Annotated in this window: 15 protein-coding genes; 11 read left to right on the forward strand and 4 right to left on the reverse strand. The window is 62.3% G+C overall.

Annotated features, from left to right (window positions below; translation table 11 throughout):
• Window position 1: 1 nt before the first annotated feature.
• From CH274_RS15195 to CH274_RS15215, 5 genes are read left to right on the forward strand one after another with little or no spacing between them, the layout of a single operon-like run.
• On the forward strand, window positions 2-1,588 hold the full coding sequence (locus CH274_RS15195) for an SCO6880 family protein (protein WP_094657914.1): 1,587 nt from the start codon (window positions 2-4) through the stop codon (window positions 1,586-1,588).
• Between the two features lie 14 nt (window positions 1,589-1,602).
• Window positions 1,603-3,087, forward strand: coding sequence for an ATP/GTP-binding protein (locus CH274_RS15200; protein ID WP_094657915.1), 1,485 nt, complete (start codon window positions 1,603-1,605; stop codon window positions 3,085-3,087).
• On the forward strand, window positions 3,084-3,893 hold the full coding sequence (locus CH274_RS15205) for a hypothetical protein (RefSeq protein ID WP_094657916.1): 810 nt from the start codon (window positions 3,084-3,086) through the stop codon (window positions 3,891-3,893). The genes CH274_RS15200 and CH274_RS15205 overlap by 4 nt, the downstream gene beginning before the upstream one ends.
• Complete coding sequence (locus tag CH274_RS15210; protein WP_094657917.1) at window positions 3,890-5,737, forward strand: type IV secretory system conjugative DNA transfer family protein; 1,848 nt, start codon at window positions 3,890-3,892, stop codon at window positions 5,735-5,737. Before CH274_RS15205 ends, CH274_RS15210 begins: the two co-directional genes overlap by 4 nt.
• Window positions 5,734-6,375, forward strand: a complete 642-nt coding sequence (locus CH274_RS15215; protein ID WP_094657918.1) for a DUF4913 domain-containing protein — start codon at window positions 5,734-5,736, stop codon at window positions 6,373-6,375. Before CH274_RS15210 ends, CH274_RS15215 begins: the two co-directional genes overlap by 4 nt.
• 263 nt (window positions 6,376-6,638) lie before the next feature.
• On the opposite strand, the gene CH274_RS15220 is transcribed toward CH274_RS15215, so the two are convergent.
• From CH274_RS15220 to mobF, 3 genes are all read right to left on the reverse strand, one after another.
• Window positions 6,639-7,322, reverse strand: a complete 684-nt coding sequence (locus tag CH274_RS15220) for an HNH endonuclease (RefSeq protein WP_179275755.1) — start codon at window positions 7,320-7,322, stop codon at window positions 6,639-6,641.
• A complete protein-coding gene (locus tag CH274_RS15225) occupies window positions 7,306-8,670 on the reverse strand; it encodes an AAA family ATPase (RefSeq protein ID WP_094657920.1) in 1,365 nt (454 codons plus the stop codon). The genes CH274_RS15220 and CH274_RS15225 overlap by 17 nt, the downstream gene beginning before the upstream one ends.
• A 103-nt stretch (window positions 8,671-8,773) precedes the next feature.
• On the reverse strand, window positions 8,774-12,823 hold the full coding sequence (gene mobF, locus CH274_RS15230; RefSeq protein WP_094657921.1) for a MobF family relaxase: 4,050 nt from the start codon (window positions 12,821-12,823) through the stop codon (window positions 8,774-8,776).
• Between the two features lie 415 nt (window positions 12,824-13,238).
• On the opposite strand from mobF, the gene CH274_RS15235 reads away from it, so the two are divergent.
• From CH274_RS15235 to CH274_RS15245, 3 genes are all read left to right on the forward strand, one after another.
• Window positions 13,239-13,556, forward strand: a complete 318-nt coding sequence (locus CH274_RS15235) for a hypothetical protein (protein WP_256993587.1) — start codon at window positions 13,239-13,241, stop codon at window positions 13,554-13,556.
• A gap of 182 nt (window positions 13,557-13,738) precedes the next feature.
• The gene (locus tag CH274_RS15240) at window positions 13,739-13,945 is read left to right on the forward strand and encodes a hypothetical protein (RefSeq protein WP_094657922.1); all 207 of its coding nucleotides are present in this window, start codon (window positions 13,739-13,741) and stop codon (window positions 13,943-13,945) included.
• Window positions 13,946-14,264: 319 nt separating this feature from the next.
• On the forward strand, window positions 14,265-14,627 hold the full coding sequence (locus CH274_RS15245; protein ID WP_094657923.1) for a histone-like nucleoid-structuring protein Lsr2: 363 nt from the start codon (window positions 14,265-14,267) through the stop codon (window positions 14,625-14,627).
• A gap of 714 nt (window positions 14,628-15,341) precedes the next feature.
• Here the strand turns inward: CH274_RS15245 and CH274_RS29230 are convergent.
• Complete coding sequence (locus CH274_RS29230; RefSeq protein WP_179275756.1) at window positions 15,342-15,494, reverse strand: hypothetical protein; 153 nt, start codon at window positions 15,492-15,494, stop codon at window positions 15,342-15,344.
• A gap of 373 nt (window positions 15,495-15,867) precedes the next feature.
• On the opposite strand from CH274_RS29230, the gene CH274_RS15250 reads away from it, so the two are divergent.
• From CH274_RS15250 to CH274_RS28895, 3 genes are all read left to right on the forward strand, one after another.
• Window positions 15,868-16,947 carry a type IV toxin-antitoxin system AbiEi family antitoxin domain-containing protein gene (locus CH274_RS15250; protein ID WP_094658055.1) on the forward strand — a complete coding sequence of 360 codons (1,080 nt, stop codon included), beginning with the start codon at window positions 15,868-15,870 and terminating at the stop codon, window positions 16,945-16,947.
• A 119-nt stretch (window positions 16,948-17,066) separates the two neighbouring features.
• The gene (locus CH274_RS15255) at window positions 17,067-17,846 is read left to right on the forward strand and encodes a nucleotidyl transferase AbiEii/AbiGii toxin family protein (RefSeq protein WP_179275757.1); all 780 of its coding nucleotides are present in this window, start codon (window positions 17,067-17,069) and stop codon (window positions 17,844-17,846) included.
• A gap of 290 nt (window positions 17,847-18,136) precedes the next feature.
• Window positions 18,137-19,339: a hypothetical protein gene (locus CH274_RS28895; RefSeq protein ID WP_143546578.1), complete on the forward strand. Its 1,203-nt coding sequence runs from the start codon at window positions 18,137-18,139 to the stop codon at window positions 19,337-19,339.
• The last annotated feature ends 5 nt before the right edge of the window (window positions 19,340-19,344 follow it).

The following is a 19,344-nucleotide window of genomic DNA, read 5'->3' on the forward strand; positions in this document are numbered from 1 at the left end:
GATGTCGACCGAGACCGTCGAGCACGACAGCGAGCAGAGGACCTCGATCCTGGGCGGTGAGATCGCACGCCGGGGTATGACCGGGATCTCGGCACCGGTGCTCATCACCTGGACCGCGGCTCTGATCATCGGTGTTGTCTACTACTTCGCTGCAGGCGGCGGTGCGATGACCGTCGGGCTCGTGGCCGTGTTCTACGTCGGGGTGTTCGCCTCGACGTACGAATTCGGCGACACCTCCCTGGCGGCGCGGCGGCTGCACCGGTTGCGGAACTGGTCGCGGATGCGGCGCGGGGAGCACCTCTACCGCAACGCCGACGACCCTGCCTACGGGATCGCCGATCTCGACCCCGGCTGGGAGTACCCGGTCCCGCTCGGGCGGACGGCCCCGCTCGACGTCGCCGGCACCGGCCTGGACGAGATGTTCATCGTCCGCACCGCGAACCCCGGCGAGCGGGCCTACTACACGGTCGTACTGTCCGTGCAGGGCCTGGCCGGCGGGCTGCGCACCGACGCGGCCTGGGCGACGACATCGGAGAAGTTCGGTCTGTTCAGCGCCTCGATGGCCCGCAAGACCTCGCTCATCCGCGGAGTGCAGCTGATCCACCGCTCCATTCCCGCGGATCTGACCATGCACGAGGACTGGGTCGAGCGAGAGGTCGAAAAGCTCGGCGACATGCGTCTGCGGGCACCGGTGGAGTCCTACGGCGACCTCATCGACACCATCCGGCCGCACTCGGAAGAGCACCGGGCGTACGTGGTGCTCAAATTCCCCCAGACCGACCACTTCGAGGCCGAAGCCGCGCGGGCGGCAGGCGGGAAAGGTGCCCGATTCGAGGGCGGTGTCGCCCAAGTGATCCGCGATGAGACGATGCGCGCGGTGAGCAAACTCGTTGCCGCCGGCATGGGCCGCGTCCAGGTCCTCGGTGAGCAGCGCACCTGCGCGCTGATCCGCGCGTTCGTCGACCCGTCGAACCCACTCGATCGTCACCAAGGGGCGCGGTGGTCGAACTGCTGGCCCTCCTATGTCGGTGGCCACGAGTCGGTGGTGGTATCCGGACGCTGGCACACCCGTGTCGGGTTCCTCCCGCCTGCGACCATCGAACCCATTCCGCTGGGCCCGTTGTGGCTCGCGCCGCTGCTGACCGGGGTCGCCCCCGACATCGGCGACGACGAGAACCCGCCCTCGCCGACGATCCGAACCGTCAGTGTCCGCGTCGATTTCGTGCCCGACGCCGTCGCCCGGGAAGCGGCGAGTCAGGACTTCACTCAGGACCGCGCCTCGCAGGAAAGCGCCCTCCGCAAAGGCATCATCGGCGACGGCTCGGCCGAAGTGATGGCCACCGCGTCCGGGCGTCGACGCCTGGATCTGATGCCCGGCTCGGGCCATCACGGCACCATCTACTCCCTCGCCGTGGCGGTCACCGGCCGCGACGAAGACGACCTCGAGCGGGCCTGTATGCGCGTGGAGGAAGCCGCCGACGAATCAGCGATCAAAACCATCACCTGGCAGGACGACACGCACGACGTCGCCCTGTTCACCACCCTTCCCTTCGCTCGCGGTCTCGCCGTGACGCGCTACACCAAGTAGGCCAGGAGATTTCGATGCCGCAACACACCGCCCATCGCCCCTCCAACCGACCCGCCGCAACCGATCAACCGTCCCGATCGGCACGCCCCCGCCTGGTCGGCGGCGACACCGCCGTCCTCGAGGCGGCTGAGGCGATCCCCAAGCAGATTGCCCGCCGCAAGCCACCTCGGCGGTTCACGCTCCTCGACCGCTACGGCTGGTACGAACCCCGCACCGAAGGCGCGTGGAGTACGACCAGGCAGTCCGAAGCGCTGAACCTGGCCATCAGCCGCCGCAGCGCCCGCCACCAGGGAGCGGTGACCGGGTTGAACCGGATCTCCCAGGACCTGGTGATCACCGATCCGTTCGAGCTCTACGGCACCGACATCTCCAACATCAATGTCTGCGTCGTCGGGGACATCGGCAAGGGCAAGTCCTCGATGATCAAGACCGCGTTCCTGTGGCGGCAGATCATCTTCGGCCGACAGGTGGTGGTCATCGACAAGAAACGCCAGGGCAGCGAGGGCGAGTACTCCATCTTCTCCCGCACCCTCGACGTGGAATCGGTCCGGTTCAAAACCGGTGGCGGCGGCGCCAGACTGAACCTGCTCGACCCGGCGATCACCACCGGCGGTGAACACGCCGGCGGGCTCGACGGTGTCACCCCGGCCGGTCAGGAAGCCCTCGTACTCGCCGTCCTCGCCGACACGATGGAACGCCCGCTGACCACACCGGAGAAGAGCGCCGTCGGCCGAGCGTTGGAGCTGGTCAACGCCGACGCCGCCGCGACCGGTCGCGCACCGGTGCTCAAGGATCTCGCCCGCCGCCTCGTCGAACCCTCCACCGACGACGGCACCTACTTCGGTGACCGTTGGTCCGAGCGCTCCCTTGAATGGGGCTACGAGCCGGGCCTGGCCCTGCTGCGTCTGGTCGACCGGGACCTCAAAGGCCTCGTCGACGCAGAAACCTCCCCGGAGGTCCGGGCCGCGCTCGAGCATCCGTTCGCGCACTTCGACGTCTCCGCGCTGCCGACCGAAGGGCCTGCGCTGCGGGTGGTGATGACCGTGATCAACACCTGGCTGGCGAATCTGCTCGCTGCGCGCTCGTCGGTGTCCAAGCAGACCATCCTCATCGTCGAGGAAGGCTGGCACGTCGCCGAAGGATCGACCGGCGCGGTGTTCCGGTCGAACATGAAACTCTCTCGCGGACTGGGTCTGTCGACCGTCTCGGCCTTCCATCACCCCTCGGACATGTCCCACGACTCCCCCGCCCGGGCGCTCATGCAGGAAGCGGGAATCGTCTTCCTGTTCGCGCAGGAACGCTTCGACGACGCCCGCGAGACAGCCGAGATGTATCACCTCCCGCCCGGGTCCATAGACATCATCATGGGCCTGGGCCAGGGCGAATGCCTGGTCAAGATCGGCTCGTCCGACCCGATCCTGATGGAACACGTCCGCTCCCCGCAGGAAATCGCCCTCACCGACACCGACGCCGCCGTCAAAGGAGTCAAGCCAGCGTGAGCACCTCATTGCCCTCCTCGTCAGCGGCCCGACGTTCCCGCACCATCGACGTGCGCGTGCAGCGCTCCGCGGCCTCGATCGAGTACGCCGACGACACCTGTTCGAGCAGGGAGGGGCGGTTCGCATCCCCCTCCGCTGCAGCACGATTCGCCGTCAGCCATGCCGCCGGCCTCGACTGGCCCGACATCACCGTCACCATCACGCACACTCCAGTCTCCGACGGTGCCGACGACGTCTGTGTGTCCGGTACCGCGGGCGAGATCGCCTGCGCGCTCGCCGCCATCCCGGCCTACAGCGCCGGCATCCGCACAGCGCGGATACCGGCACCGGGCTACCTGCATGCCGCCGTCGACGAGGTCGCCCTGCCGATCCAGGGGCAGGGCGGCGTCGGCCCCGATGGCGGCGTGAGTGCTGAGGCCGGCGTCGATGTGCGTGTGCTCTCGACTCGGCCCGACCCGCTGCCGAACTCGACGCTCCCGCTCGGGCAGTGGGCACCGGACCTCGCGCACCGCCTCGCGCACGACCTTGCCCGCTCGATCACCGAGCGCAGTGGTCAACGCACCCCGGCCACCGTGACATACCTCCCCGACCAGGGGCGGTACGAGATCACTCATCCCGCCCCGGTCTCCGATACCGACGCCGCCGCGGTGGTCCGGTACATCCGGATCACCCGACTACGAGCCAACCTCGCCGCCCTCGACCCGGTGGCCGACGCGGACTGCGCTGTCGGTGCCGCCGCCGAGCTGCATGTGCTCGAAAGCTATTCCCGCCGTGTCCCTTCCACCGACGACAGGACAGTTCGATGAGTGCGATGCAATCCCCTCCCCGCAGGCCCAGCAATCCGTTCGTTTCGTCCGAAGTCTGGGTCGGTGCCGCTCTGATCGTGGGTGTGGTGTTCGCTGTCGCCGGCGGCGGCTTGGTCTCCTCGCTGGTCTCGGGCAAGGTGATCGCGATGCCCACCAGCCTCGGTGAGCTGTTCTCGATCTTCCGTGGGTTGGTCACGAACCCGTCGGACCCCGCGGCTGCGTGGCCGGCGAGCGCGCAGCCGGGCACGGCGTGGGTGACCTGGGTGTGCATTCTGGTGCTCGGTGCGCTGTATACCGCTGTGGCGCTGTGGATCAGCTCCGAGATCGACGACTGGCAGCACCACCGCGGTCAGGCGCAACGTGGTTTCGCCGGACGACATGAGCTCGCCCGGGCGGGTATCGACGAGAAGAGTGTTCGCACCGCTGCCGTCGCCACCCGTTCGTCGTTGAAGGGCTCGCGGGCCTCGAAGCTGGACGCGAGCGAGGTCGCGATCGCGTTGGGCCGCAACATGGTCGACCCCGACAGGGTCGTCTACATCAAGCAGAACGACTGCATGCTCGTCGAGGGTGTCACCGGCTCGGGTAAGACCTGGCGCGTGGCGTATCGGCGCTGTATGGACGCACCCGGTGCACTGCTGGTGACGTCGACGAAAGTGGATCTGATCTCGGCGACGTACGAGCACCGCGCCGCGCTCGGGCGGGTGTCGATCTTCGATCCGGACAACATCACCGGATGGCCCGACCCGATCCGCTGGTCGATCCTCTCCGGTTGCCAGGATCCGGACGTGGCGATCCGCCGCGCACAGAGCTTGGTGTCGGCAATGCCGATGGGAGACGCCAAGAACGGCGGCTACTGGGAGGACAAAGCAGTGGTGCTGCTGCGCTGCTACCTGCACGCGGCTGCGATCAGCGGTGCGGATCTGGCCACGCTGCGCGTGTGGGTGAACTCGCGTAAAGGCCGCGAACCGCGCGAGATCCTGATGAGGACGATGCCCGGCTGGGAGGCCGAACTCGGTCAGATCCTCGACTCCGGATCTGATTCCTCCGACGACATGATCGGCGCGGCCAGCAGACTTCTCGCCCCGCTCGCCTCCCCCGCACTGCTCAAGGCCGTCGATGTGCCGATGAGCGAGTCGTTCGACATCGACGAGTTCATTCGATCCGGCACGGACACGCTGTATCTGGTGTCCAAGGGCAAGGACAATTCTGCGGCACCGTTCATCGCGGCCCTGGCCAGTGAAGTGCACTACCTCGCCGACCGGCATTCGCAGAGCTTGCCCGGTGGCCGGTTCGATCCCCCGATCCGGTTCGAGCTCGACGAAGTCAACAACGTCGCCCCGATCCCGGGCCTGCCGGATCTGATATCGGACTCGGGCGGCCGGGGCATCACCATTCACGCCTACGCGCACAACGAAGAGCAGAACAAGCTCCGCTGGGGTGCGGTCGCGGGCAAGATGTTCGCCGACAACTCGCCGGCCCGGCTGATCCTGCCCGGCCTCAAAGGCGACGAGCTGCAGGCGATCTCGAAGATGCTCGGCGATCGATACGAGTGGCAGCCCTCCGGCAATGCCCAGTCCGGCCCGACGCTACGAGAGGTGCCGGTGATGTCGCCGGCGCAGATCCGTCAGATGGACCCCGATCAAGGCCTGCTGATCTACCGGACCGCGCCGCCGATCCTCGTACACCTGCCGACGGTGTGGGACGAGAAGGAATCACGTGCCGCCGTACTGCAGTCGCAGCAGGTGTTCGACGAGATCGTGGCATCGGGTACCGCGCCTCGTGCCGAGGTGCAATCCGGCGCGGTGGTGCTCGACAAGGTCAGTGACGGGACGACACTGTCGTGACCGCACCAGTCAGCGATCAGGAAGAGTTGGTGCCGTCGCGGTTCACCTGGCGCTATCTCGATGCCGAGCAAGCTCGGGCCCTGTGGTCGGAGCTGATCGACTGGACCACGTGGCTGCGGGAGCGCTACGAGCTCGGCACCAAGATTCCGCAGTGCTGGTACCGCCACGATCCCGTCGTCGAGGAACTGAGCGCCCTGATGGCGGCGTGGACCGATGCCTACTACCGCGGTGACGAGTACCGGGACGACCTCACCGCCTGGCACACCCAGTGGTTCCGGCCGCTCATGGCGCGTATCCGGGACATCTCGGACTTCGACAGTTGCACCCACGATCGGTGCGCGCATCGCCCGTTGCCGCTGGCCACGCTCGCCGGCATCGAGGAGTTCGTCGACGCCGACGTCGACGCCCGGCCCGAACCACCCCTGCCTGCCACGCCTGCACCGGTCGTCGACGTCACCGCGGCCGAGGAAGTGCGCACCATCCCCGCCGACGACATGGACATGGCCATCGACTCCGGCCTCGCCGAACCGCTCGACCCCGCCGACCCCGACAGCCCCGTGAGCTTCGAGGGCATCGAATGGACCTTCAACGCCCGCGCGCACGCTTGGGTTCGAACGACTGTATGCACTGTCGGCTAGAAACGAATGAGGCTGCGATGCCCAAACCTAATTTCGCAACACCCAATCTAGTTGGTCACCAGGCCCGAAAACCTCGCTGTAGAAGAAGATGAAAGCTCGGGCAGTTCAGCTTTGAACGGCAAGAGCACCTTCAAGAGTTCGGATTTCAATGTCTACATAGGCACAGCAAGCGAAATGTGCTAGACGGCGACGGGCCGAACTACCGGAATGATCGCCAAGAATCCGGCCAAATTTCATCTAACGTCAAATACATCAGCCACAGATCAACTCTTTGCAATTGGAAGCTTAAGCCTCCCCGCCGGTACCCCAAACTCCAAAAGCAACGATCGGATTGTCATTTGATATGGACCCGTCACAAAGTCTTCAATCATTATATCGAGAAGAGTTTCAGACATTACTGGATCGACCGCACGCACCCATCGGTCCAGATAAAGCATGAAGTGTTCAATCCTGGCCCGGCGAAGTCCGACTAATTGCACTCGAAATAACCCATACTTGCGGACCGTCATAATTGCGCGATCCGAGCCTGGGATTGGGAGTACAAGGTCACCTATGAAGCGCAGATAATCTTCCGGATCATCGATGTACGGATTTACTAGCGGTGTTATTTCAGAATGATAATCCAACTTCGCGTTATTGCATCGCTCACAAGATAGCGTCAGATTCTCCCAGTCCACAACTTTTTCGGGGTAAATCACACGGGGTTCGATGTGTTCAATGTGACCAAACGCAACGGCGAGGAGTTCAGACTCACAGAATGCGCAACGCTCGAATGTTTCTTTGGTCAGCACGCGGCGGATTTCTTTGTTCCGCCAAGGGGCTGGTAGCGGTTTCCTTCCTTCAAGCTTGGCGGCAACATAACGGCGAGTCCATTCGTCCTTTTTTTCAGCTAGCACAGGTGGGATGTCAAGCTTTTTTAGACTACGCAATTTATTTATCGCCTTCACCCAGAAAACGATTAATGCCGAGAGGCACAGAACTCTTCAAACCCCGACTTATCAACTCTTCTTTAAGTCGTCGCACTGCCTCAGGTGTGATTGGCCGACTGAGATATGACTCCATTATGGAGTCAAACTCGTCGTCAGCCCAGACTGGCGTCGTACTCGGAAGGTCTAGCACCTGCGTGAGCGTGGCCTCTGCAGACTGAGCTTTGTTGTCAAAGTCCAGTTCAACCGAGTCGACTAACCTCTCATCGTTGTACTTTAATACAAACACGCGCGCATCACGAGAAGCTGTAACGATGAATGGGCTATGTGTAGCAACGATGAACTTGACCCGCGGAAATGCTTCCAACAAACTCGGAATTAGTGTTCGCTGCAGCGACGGATGCAAATGATTCTCCGGCTCATCAAAGCACACCGTGAACTCTTCGCTCCCACTTGATCTCAGGTGAATCTGCCAAGCCAGCTCAAACAACGCACTCATCCCGCCAGAAATCGAATCTATCGTGAATTGACCCGATGATGTTTCCAGCACAATCTCAGGCGGGTCCGCTCGCAGCTCCTGAAAACCAAGCGATTCCGGCAAAATCAACTTAAGAACTTTCTGGAAGCCACTCCATACCTTTTCGGCTTGAGGATCTGGCCGTACGGCACTGTTGCCTTCGCCGTAGACGGCCGCAGCCAAGAGAGCCTCTTTCATTCTTAGCATGCTCGATTTTTCACTACGCCCACCCGTGAAAAAAGACCGGATTTCGTTTATATACTCCGCAAGAATCTGATCGGCCTGCGCGAACTCCGCAGGAATGCTTGTGACTGGCTGATAGATGCTGGCGGTCCGGTGTGAGCCCAAGTAAAGACCAGTAACACCTAACTGCGGATTGATCGACAGGCTGTACTGGATGCTGTAGCTCGCTTCTGGAACCAACAACTGAGAAACCCCGCCGTGCGCGTACTTCAGCTCGCCCACAGCACGCTGGGGGATACCCTGGTAGTAGTCCGTCCCCGGTCTCCGGTTCAACAACTGCAGGAATTCAGCGAGGCGTTCCGGGCTAAGTTCCCCCGCCAGCCTATCCAAGTACTGCGGGTCCAGATTTCGAACGTCAAGTGAGTATAAATCTGCCGAATGACGTCCAGATTTTGGTCCCGCAAGTAAAGTAGAGTGCCAGCTAAAATGCTGGCCGAGGATCCCCAGCAGCGTGGTCTTACCAGCCCCATTTGCCCCCGTAAGGACAGTAAGCCTGCTCGAGAGATCGATGTCCACAAGTCCGAACTGACGAAAGCCGTATACAGTTAAACGCTCGAACCCGCTCGCAGATGAGTTCGGATCCATGTTCATGCCCGGGTAGCCTGCCATGCTGGGACTGTACAGGCCAATACACGCAACGAAGCTACTGTGCTCCCATCGCGAATGCGGATCGACGCTACCTTGCTACAAGTATGCGACTTCATTTCGGAGACTACTTCGGACCGTACCCAGTACGCCTATCAATTGCCACCGCCTGCTGAACGCGCTGGTGGGGACGTCTCTTTCTCCGACGGATCTCAGGCGTTGCTGCCTGTTGTTCCACTGCGCGCTGTTCAGCGGCTTCCCGTCGTGCAAGGTCTGTGACGACGATCGGATCGGGCGACATGGGTAGCGGGGCTGGTGTCGACTGCTGTCCGGGGCCTGCGTGTGCGGGCACCGACGCGGGTGCGGTGACTGTCTTGATGCGGGCGTTGACCTGATCCCACGCGCGGGCAGCTTCGCCGTGTTCGGGTCGGTCTCCGATGAGGGTGCGGTCGGTGTCGATGCCGAATTGTTCTCGGTAGGCCCCGACTTGGCCGGCGGTGATCTGCCAGCGCAGTCGGGCCCCGCCGGAGTCGGGAACCTCGCCGAGGTGGCGGGTCCAGGCGGGTTGTTCGTCGACGGCGTGCTGTCCGAGCTCGCGGGTGCGTTCGGCGATCTCGGTGTATCGGCGTCGTGTCCAGGCGACGAGTTCGGGGTCGATTCCTTCGCGGTCCTGAATCGGCGGCAGGACCCAGCTGGGGGCACTGTGGTCGCGTGCTTCTCGGCCGAGGGGCCAGCGTCGTTCGGCATCGTTGAGCAGATCCGCTGCGCTCGAGTCGGGGTCGGTGACACCGCGGCGCAGTTCCACGATTGCGGCGTGGGGGTCTTTGCCGGCGCGTTCTGCATTGCGTAGATGGGCGGCGAGGTCGGGCCACGCCCCGTCATCGCCGAGGATGGTCTCGGCGTGCTCACCGAACTGGGTCCGCAACGTCGGTTCGATGCTCTGCGCCCACGCGTGCATCTCATCGGCACCGTTCTCGATGTGCTTTTCGAGTCGCCAGTGCATCACGGCGGAGACGGAGTCGGCGCTGGCGAGTTCTCGCTCCGAGCGTGCGGCGGCCAATGTGGGGGAGGCGTCCAGACCGAGCTGCTCGGCGCGGCGGTACTGGTGGACGAAGGTGTCCCATTCGGCTTCGGCGATCATCGTGTTCGCCAACTCCGGACCCATGTTCTCGCGCACGATCGCTTCGATACGGTGCGCATCGATGAGCTCGCCCGCGTACTCGTATCCGCCGACGTTGTAGTCGAGCTTGCGGTGCGCGACGGCGGCGTCGCGCTGCTGTTCGGTCGCCGAGACGTCCGAGCCGTCGCGGCCGATGATGGTCCGCACGACTTCGTCGGCGATCTTCTTGTCCGGATGCACGTGGATCAGGTGCGGGTCGACGATCCGGTCGATGGGCACGTACAGCTGGCTTCTCTCGCGGCCGCGCGTGAGAGCGACGTAAAGGGCTTGCCGGTTCATGGTGTCGTCGACGAGGACGTAAACCTGGTCGACGGTCATGCCTTGCGACCGGTGGATGGTGGCGGCATAACCGAGCTCGCAATACTCCTTGACGTAGTCGGCCGGCAGTCGGATGCGCCCGCCGTGTTCGAGGTGGCGCACGGTCAGCGATCCGTCGCGGTGCGCAGTCTTGACCGTCCACAAGTCGCCGTTGCAGACTCGTTCGCCCCGGGTACCGGTGACGCGCAGGCTGGTGTCGTTGCGGCGGGTGACGATGAGATCTCCTGCGCTGGCGCGCAGTCCGTCGGACAGGTCGTTGCCGCCTTTCTTGACCAGTCCCTTGGCGAGTCGTTCGGTGCGGGCCCGGTCGTTGAGGTCGCGGACGGCGTGGTTGCTGCTGGCGATCATCAGCGACGTCGTATCGGTGTCCGAGGTCTTCGCCCAGGCGGTGAATACTTTCTCGGCGAGGTCGTCGGCCATGCCGTGCTGGACGCGGTCTTTCGCGGCGTACCAGGCGGCGACGGAGGTATCACCGTCGCGCAGTCGCAGCGAGATCTCGGCCTCTTCCTTGTCGCGGAAACGGTGAACGTCGACCAGCTCCGGTGCCGCGCTCGATCGAGCAACCAGGCGCAGTGCACCGCCCGTATCGACGGCGGCGAGCTGCTGAGGGTCGCCGAGTAGACGGACCACTGCGCCGTGCTCGGCTGCGATGTGAGTCAGCCGGTCCAAATTGTGTGTGGAGGCCATGCCTGCTTCGTCGACGAGAATCATCGCCCCCGGGGTGATGCCGGTGTCGAGTTCGTTCTCGTAGCGGGTCAGGACGTCGTCGATGGTGCGACCGGTGACCCCGAGTTCGTCGCCGAGGACGTCGGCGGCTTTCGCGGACGGTCCGAGGGCGATCACGTCGTATCCGGTACTGCGCCACGCATCGACGACGACGCGCATGGCGGTGGTCTTGCCGGTTCCGGCCGGACCCACACCGGCAGCCAGGAGCGCACCCGAGAACAGGAAGTGCTCGACGAGTGCCTTCTTGTCCGCGCCGAGGTCCCAGCCTTTGCGTTGGGTGTGCGCGGCCAGGGCTGCGGTGTAGGCGTGGGCAGGTGCCATCACCGCGGTCGGGGTGTGGGCGGCACCGACGAGACGTTGTTCGGCGGCGAGGATCGCTGCGCTGGTGTAGGTCTCGTTGCCGTGCACGGTCAGGATCGACGCACCGTCGCTGCGCTGCAGCGCCTTGGGTGTCGCATCGACCTGCCGGGTCAACCGGATCGACTCCCCGCCGAGCGCGGCTTCGGTGACCTTCTCGGCGACCGCGTCACGCTCGGCCGCGGTCGCGAACACCAGTGGCCGCAGTTGTCGTTGGACTTCGGCTTGGATGTGCCAGCGGTTCCAGCTCGAGCGTTGCTGTGCGATGCGCGCGACCGCGGTGCGGGCGATCTCGCGATGGTCGAGCGCGGCGGCATCGGTGACGGTGATCGTGGTCCCGATGCTCTTCTTCAAGGCGGAGTTCAGGGCGCGTCGGCCGACGACGTCGAGCGCGCGTTCGCGCCATTCCGCGCGTTGGGCACCGAGCGATTTCGGGGGTGCTTTCTCGTTGCGGGTCTCCAGAGTTGCTTGATCGGCGAGGCGCATCTGCATCGCGGTCGAGGGGTCTTTGCCGTGGGTCTTGCGGTAGTCCGAGACGAGCTTTTCCAGCCGTGACTCGATGGCGTCGCGGCGGGAGAACTCGCTGAGCAGTTCGGCGGGTATGCCCTCGATTTCGCGGACGGCGCGTTTGTTGATTCCGGTGCCGGGTCGGTCGGCGAAGACGGTGCCCAGCTCGCGGGTGACGTACTCCTCGATGAGGGTGTTGTAGCGCTCGGATGCGGCGACGGCGAGCTTGTGCAGCACGCGTCCATCCAGGCTGCGCCACTTGCCGTCGACGCCTTGCACCTTGGTGGAGATCGCGACGTGAGTGTGCAGATTCGGGTCACCGTTACGGTTGTCGCGGTGATCGAACCGGGTGTACATCAAGCCGGTCGATTCGATCTGTCCGACACCGGCTTTGCCGACGCGGGTGTAGGAGGCGTTGTCCTCGACCCAGCCGATGGCATCACTCACCGCAGCGCTGTGTGCGCGCTCGATCGCCACGCGGGTGTCGTCGTCGCCCAGGCCCCAGAGAACGGACACCGATTTCTGTGGAGTGAACACGCAGTCGTAGCCGGCGACAGGTTGACGTTCGCGGCGTTGCTGCGAGGCGATGTAGCGGACGAGCTCTGCTTCACTGGCCGGTGATCGGCCGACTTCGCGGTGGAACTCCTCGGCTCCGACGCGGTAGCGGATCTGCTGGCACTGCTCGGCAGTGAGCGGCTTCCCGCCGGCGGTGCGGTCGTTCTCGATCTCGGCGCGGATGCGCTTCATCAGCGGCACCTCGTTGCGGAAGCTTGCGAACTTGCGGCCCAACCGCACGCTCTCGATCGCCGCGTTCGCCTTCGTGCCGTCGAGGACCGCGGCCTCGATCAACGCCTGGGCTTCGGGGTGCAGACCCTCACCGAACAGCGCCTTCATCTGGTCCTCGCGGACGTACCCGGACACCCCGAGCTCGGCCGCGGCCCGCCCTCCCCAGATGCCCGGTTCGGTGCCTTCCGCGGCGTAATAGTCGGTGAGGTCCTGGCCGCGTTCGAGGCGAATGTCGGCGCTGGCGACCTCACGGGTGAGGTAGGTGTAGCCGTCGCCCGCGTGGAGCGCGTGCACGGTCATCATCGCGGGCACCGCCGCCGACGAGCCGGTCTGCGACGAGATCTCACGGGCCGATCTCGCTCGAAATCTGCTTCTAAATTGCGCGACACAGTCGCGATAGTACGCAGATTCCGCCCATGAACACTAATAGTGCAAGAGGTGTGTGGCGTTTAGTTTGGAATTTCGCAAAGAAATGCAGAGGATTTACAGTTGATCGCATCAGGATGTCGGACGAATCAGAACGTACATGGACCTTAGGGGACGAAAGTTACAGCAGGACAGATGAATCAGGGCGCGGATGGGTACGTAGCACTCTTCCGCCGGCCGGCATGTCGGCGGTAGCCTGTCCCGTATGACTCCCTCAAACGGTGGACCGATCAGCGCTCGGGAACGGGCTCGGCGGGCGAATGCGCAGCGATTATCGGACGCACAGTTGCGTTTGAAGAATCAGGAGCAGGATTTGATCTCGTATTTCGATGCGACCCGCGACGAACAAAAAATCAACGACGATGTGACCACGAGGATCGAGCGATTGCGGCGGGACGCGGAAACCAAACTTGAAGCGGCGTATGAGAGACGCGCAAGAGCACTGGCCGAGCTCAAGAAACGCGGGGAAACATACGCCAGCATCGCTGCCTTGGTGGATCTCTCGGTGCCCGAAGCGACGCGGTTGGTCAAGTCGACGATGACGGCACGTACGACCCTCAGGCCCGATATCGGTCCGGATGCAGAGAATGACGCGGGCAGCATCGCCTGACGAACGAGTTGAGCTAGCGCCGCAGGCTTGACGCCCGCCACATCGAAGGTTCTAGCTCGGTGCAACCACAACGGTAGTTCGAGAACGCAATGGGAACGCACGACCACTGCACATGGCTACGGCGAAATTGTTATGCCGTTGGCTTCGTGTTGAATCCGGCTCGAGGTAGGAGGTCAACGATCGTGATCGCACTTGTTGCCATCGGCTTAATCGTCGGAGGAGCGCTGTGGCGCGCTGGGAAGTCCGAGTCAGGTTGGCGGTTCGCTCCCCTGCGGGCAACGGGAGTCATCGCCGGCGGCGTGTTTCGCATCGGCGTGGTTGTTGCGTCGATCATGTTTGCCGTAGTCGTTGCTGTTGCCATCGGCGCGTTGCGCACCACCTTCCAATAGGTCGTCGAAGCTGCATCATGTGGCTAGCTTGCGGCATGGCCTGCCTGTTGCTCGACCCGTCTTCACGGCTCCGCGCCATTTCAGCGTCGTAGCGCGTCTGTGCTCATGCGCTTTTGTTGTTCTGGTCGAGCTGCGGCGTGCGTGTCAGCTCAGAAGGCCATCCGTTCAGTCGCACACCCAGCGAAGCAACGCAGGTGCGTGAAACGGTGCGGTAGCGAATGGCCGTGTCGCTGAAGAGCGCGGATGTCGGTGCTGGTTACGCTCATAGATAAGAATGCGGTTGCGCATAGCGAATGTGTCGATGAAAGGTTTTCCGGCTGTGGCCAAACGAGTGACAACCCAATTGGTGGACGATATCGACGGGTCGGTCATCGACGACGAGTCCGGCGAGACGATCGAATTCGCGATCAACGGCGTCGAGTACTCGATCGATCTGAAAGCGAAAAATGCGAACGAGTTTCACAAGAAGCTCGACTACTACGTCGGACACGCGACGCGAGTCGGTGGCCGCAAGCGTAAGCCCTCCCCCGCTGCCGCGTCGACAGCGGCCGGCGGATCGGTCAAGCGTGATCCGGAGCAGACGCGGGCGGTCCGGCAGTGGGCGTTCGACCAGGGCTACGAGATCAGCGAGCGTGGCCGGATCCCGGCCGACATCGAAGAGGCGTACAACGCCGCTCACTGATTTCGGTGAACCGCCTGCGTCGACGTGAGCAGGCACCCGTGGCGGTGGTGCGCCGAGAGGGGGAGCTCAAGTGGTTCTATCTTCTTCGCAACAAGAAGATCCGTCGCGACCCACTGGTGAGATCAGCGCGAGCCGCTGACACTTCATCGCGGTGGCATCGCTTTGAGAAGTTCGTTGATGTGCTCGACGAGTTCCCCACTTGGGGTTTAGGCGACGTGCCTGTTCCTGGGCAATGTCGCCGCGGCCCCATCGGGTGAGCTGTAAGTAGTATCGCGTCCCGATCGGTCCATACCCAGGCAGATCGTGGCTATCATCGCTCTCGTGAGCTGCGCCGGACTGCCGGGAGGTTGCCTCAAGTGTTCGAGCTCCGAGATATTTCGCGCCGAGCAGGGAAAGACGGTTGAAATCTGCTCGGCGAGTCGACCTTGGGAGAGCAACGGACTGCCTCCCTTGCGTCGACGATGAATCCGGCGGCGCGTCATCTCCAGATACAAGCCCCAGGGGTTTCAGGAACGTACGAACTGGGTGGTCTGGGGCTACCAGAGGTTGTGGTCGATGCGCCGGCGTCTTCCAAGAACTGTCGAAGGTCAGCAAGGTAGGCCACTTCTTCGTCGACGATTTTCGGTTGCGCATCGAGTTCGCGGCGAAGCTCGTCAGCGGAGGCAACGAGTGCCTCGAAGTGGTCGAACGCCGCCCTCAGTCTTCCCTGGTCTGCTAGCACGACGTGCCCGGTGATTGCTGCCAGTGGGGCGGCGAAGAAGGCCCCGTGGGCGAGACGGCGCGCCCGTCGGAGGTGAGCGCGATCGCGTGGTGGGCGCTCTTGCCGACGCCGATTCCGCAGTAGATGTCGTAACGCTTGCTGTTCACATACCCTGCGCATCAATATGTTTCGCGGTGGTCCGGTATCGGTTTCCGGCCTTCACTTTAGGGAGCCGTGCACTCCCCCGTCGGCGACGCCTCGATCAGCGGTCATCCGAAGCCCGCTGCTCCGGCGGCAGCACTCAAGGCATTCGACTTCGATCTAGATGACCCTGCAAAGGTTACACCTAGTAGTAACTTTTGCAGGCCGAGCAGTATCTTTGCAGGTATGGTGGCGTGCATCCAGCGATCTGCACAAATCTGAACGGCGGTCCGGCGGCGGTTCGCGCGGGTGACTTAGATCCATATCAGCCTGCAAAAATAACAACCATAAGGTGACTTTTGCAGGAGAGGGCCTATTTAGGTGGGTACTATGGTGTGTATGGCTAGCGATTCTCGAATCCTCGACCTTGCTGATCTGTCGTCGGAGCAGTGGGGTCTGTTCACCATGGCGCAAGCAAAGGGCCTGGGGTTCTCCGCTCAGCAGATTGCCCGCATGGCCAAGTCTGGAACTGTGGAGCGGATCCGCCATGGTGCTTATCGGGTCGGTGGGGCGCCGAGCGTTCCGTCTGAGCAGCTCCGGGCTGCCTGGATGATGATCGAGCCCAGTGCGACCGTGGGTGAGCGTCTGCGGGATGAGTCCCCGGCTATAGTGACGCACAGGTCCGCTGCGTGGCTCCACGGGCTCGGCGACGTCGATGCTGATGTGATGGAGTTCGCGACTCCGAAGCGGCGGCAGTCTCGTCTGCCCGATGTTCGGTACCGCGTTGCTTCCTATGAGAGGGAAGCGTGGACACTCGCGGATGGGCTGCCGGTCACCACGGTACTGAGGACCATCGTCGATCTCGCCGCGGGGCATCTCGATGGTGGACACCTGGCGGGCATCGTTCGCGACGCTGTTGTCACCAATCGTGTGGACTCGGAGAGTGCGAGTGAGGCGCTGCGGCCGTACGCCCACAGATACGGGCTGCAACTGGGCGATGGGGAAGGTCTTCTGAATCGCTTCCTTAACGAGGCCGGGATTCCCCAGTCCACACGTGCGCTAGGCCAGCGTCTGGCCGTGCAAGGGGCACTCAATCTGACGAACACCGACTTCCTGAATTCTCCGGCGCTGCAAAATCTTCGAGATTCAATGACAATGGTCAGTTCTCCGGCTGTGCAAACTCTTCTGGGTTCGATGACAGTGGCCATTTCTCCGGCGATGCAAAATGTTCGAGATTCACTGGCACTGGTCAATGCTCCGGCGCTGCAAAGTCTTCTGGATTCACTGGCACTGGTCAATGCTCCGGCGATGCAAAATGTTCGAGAATCGATGGCACCGGTCAATGCTCCGGCGCTGCAAAGTCTTCGAGAATCCATGACACTGGTCAATGCTCCGGCCATACAAAACATCCAGGATAAGGCCGCTGCCGTGGTCGCCGAGACTCGCAAGACCGCCGACCGCGAGCGGCGTGCGCAGTGACGAGAATTCGAGGTGCTGCGGCGTTCCAGCGGTCCCTGAAGGACCGACTGAAGACAGAGTCCAAACTTCGAGGGCGGCCATACGAGTATTTGCACCGGGAGTTCTATCTCCAACGGTTCTTGGCGCGGATCTTCTCGCAACCGGAGGGGCGGTGGCTGCTCAAAGGCGGTGCATCACTGTTGGTGCGGCTTCCAGATGCGCGCTACAGCCAGGATATTGACCTTCTGCATACTAGGGCCGGCCTCAAGGAGGCGGTCGAGGATCTTCGGGAGGCAGCAGATCTGAGCGAACTCGATCCACTTCGCTTCGCTATACGCGATGCACCTACTGCGATGACTGGTGGTGTCGATGGCGCGAAATTCAAGGTTGACGTCTATTACGACGCACTGAAGCTCTTCACTTTTCCGATAGACCTTGCGACTGAGCTTGTTGCGGTAGGTGACGTTGATTATCAGTATCCGACACCGATCGTGGTCATGGACGACCTGGCTGCTATGCCGGAGTTTGCGTTGTACCCGTTGCCGGCGCAGATCGCCGACAAGGTGTGTGCGATGTACGGGAAGTACGGGTCGAATGGTGGTCCGTCGTCGCGGTATCACGATCTGGTTGATCTGGTACTCATAATTTCCGCTTGGCGTTTCGCAGCGGATGTGTTGGCGCGTGGCCTGTCTCAAGAGTCCGAACGTCGAGGTTTGGAATTGCCGCCGGCCATGTCAGCTCCTTCCTCTGGGTGGACTGCCGGTTATGAGGCGCTAGCTCGAACGGTGTCGGGATTGCCTAGCTCGGCGTTGACTCTTGAGTCGGCGTTGGTGGCTGCAGGGCGGTGCCTTGATCCTATTTTGTCGAATCAGGTTGTTCGCGGGTATTGGCACCCGGACGCTGCCGAGTGGGCTGAGTAGTTCGCAATCGGGAAGCCAGAAAGACAAAGAGATGAACGCACTTCGTCAGGGAGACCGCAACGAAGCTCAATTCGGGCGGCACGGTAGGTGGCCGGCCGCCGGGCAGGTGCGATCACACTGCCTGGCGAAGGAATCATTGGGGGAACCTTCCACTGGTTCGGTCGAGATGGATCTCAATGCGGGAGCGCAACCCGACGTCCCGCGGGTCGCGGTGACAACTATGACGAAGCTTGCGGTCCGGTTTTGCTACCGTAGACCAAAAGGAGCGCCAGAAAAATGGGGGAACTAACATGAATATGCGCCTGAACAAATCGCGTGCATTGTTCTTTGAACAGACGGGCGAACCGCAGGTCAGCTACTGGTCCAATCCACATATGTCAGCCTTAGTCAAGGCGGCTAAAGGACGCACTGTACCGAGATGGATGACAAACTGGAATCCCCTGAGTAGCGACAGTAGGTCAAACTGCCCCATCTTAAACGAAAACCTCAAAGAGGTAGTCGCTATGGTTGATCCTAGATGGCATTCTCAGATTGCCAATGTGTACGCGGGGAGAACTTACTCTAGAACGGATATGGGCGAGTCGTACAGAACCTTTCGCGGCGGGATTGTGACCATTTCCCATGAATTCACGTCAGCGATAGCGGCGTATGCCTCAATGTATGGGAAGTTTATTTCGAGCCTGGACATGGCACAACGTATGTCTATCGATGATTGCGGAAGAATGTGGCGCGGAATGCGCACGCAGTTCGATGAGGACATCGAGGCTTACAAAAGCGGTGGCGTGTTATCCCTGAGGGGAACGGCAGCAATGCTATCACCCAGTCAATGGTTTGAGGACGCGACGTTCGCAGTTTGCAATGCGGCAGAATCATGGTTCATCGCCCACGAGCTTAGCCATCACCTCGCGCGTGACCTATCAAAGAGGCCGGACAAGCAGGTCTGGAAGGCCTTCAACGAATTGCTGTCGGACAGCTCGTGCTGGCACCAGGAACTGGCACGGCTGGCACCTTCCCATCACAGCGAGGTGAAAGCAGACCTACTCGCGTTCCTTATAGTCAGTGGCCATTTCGCGCCGGAGAAGCGGAGACCGATGGCTCTACCTGCTTCACTTACTGGAGCTGCGGTGGCGCTCATTACGATTGCTCATCTGCGGGGCGAGTGGGAGACCGACCTTACCGATTCACATCCCGGGGGCCTCGACCGGTTACGTATCTTCCTGACCGTGGTGAGCGAGTTGTACGGGAACTCCGCTGTTGATCCCGGAAATTACGATAATGCTCACATGAACATTTATCGCCTATCGGCCCTATTGTTGACATACGGCAAGTGGGCCAAAGATGGATTTCCGATGAACGAGGTTTTGGAAGAAGATCCCGCAACCTTGTATGCCACACTACCTCACGTATTTTACATGGAACGCGCAGTAGACTTCGGCCTTCTTGCGGATGCATATAGCGCTAAGCGCACAGCAAGTAATTCACGCAATCTATAATGTTC

Source organism: Rhodococcus sp. 06-418-5 (genome assembly GCF_002258285.1).
Taxonomy (GTDB): Bacteria; Actinomycetota; Actinomycetes; order Mycobacteriales; family Mycobacteriaceae; genus Rhodococcoides.

Excerpts from the sequence above, each read along its gene's own strand:
- CH274_RS15210 (WP_094657917.1), top strand. The coding sequence starts at position 3,890 with ATGAGTGCGATGCAATCCCCTCCCCGCAGGCCCAGCAATCCGTTCGTT.
- mobF (WP_094657921.1), bottom strand. The coding sequence starts at position 12,823 with ATGATGACCGTGCACGCGCTCCACGCGGGCGACGGCTACACCTACCTC.
- CH274_RS15225 (WP_094657920.1), bottom strand. The coding sequence starts at position 8,670 with ATGGCAGGCTACCCGGGCATGAACATGGATCCGAACTCATCTGCGAGC.
- CH274_RS15195 (WP_094657914.1), top strand. The coding sequence starts at position 2 with ATGTCGACCGAGACCGTCGAGCACGACAGCGAGCAGAGGACCTCGATC.
- CH274_RS28895 (WP_143546578.1), top strand. The coding sequence starts at position 18,137 with ATGAATATGCGCCTGAACAAATCGCGTGCATTGTTCTTTGAACAGACG.
- CH274_RS15200 (WP_094657915.1), top strand. The coding sequence starts at position 1,603 with ATGCCGCAACACACCGCCCATCGCCCCTCCAACCGACCCGCCGCAACC.
- CH274_RS15250 (WP_094658055.1), top strand. The coding sequence starts at position 15,868 with ATGGCTAGCGATTCTCGAATCCTCGACCTTGCTGATCTGTCGTCGGAG.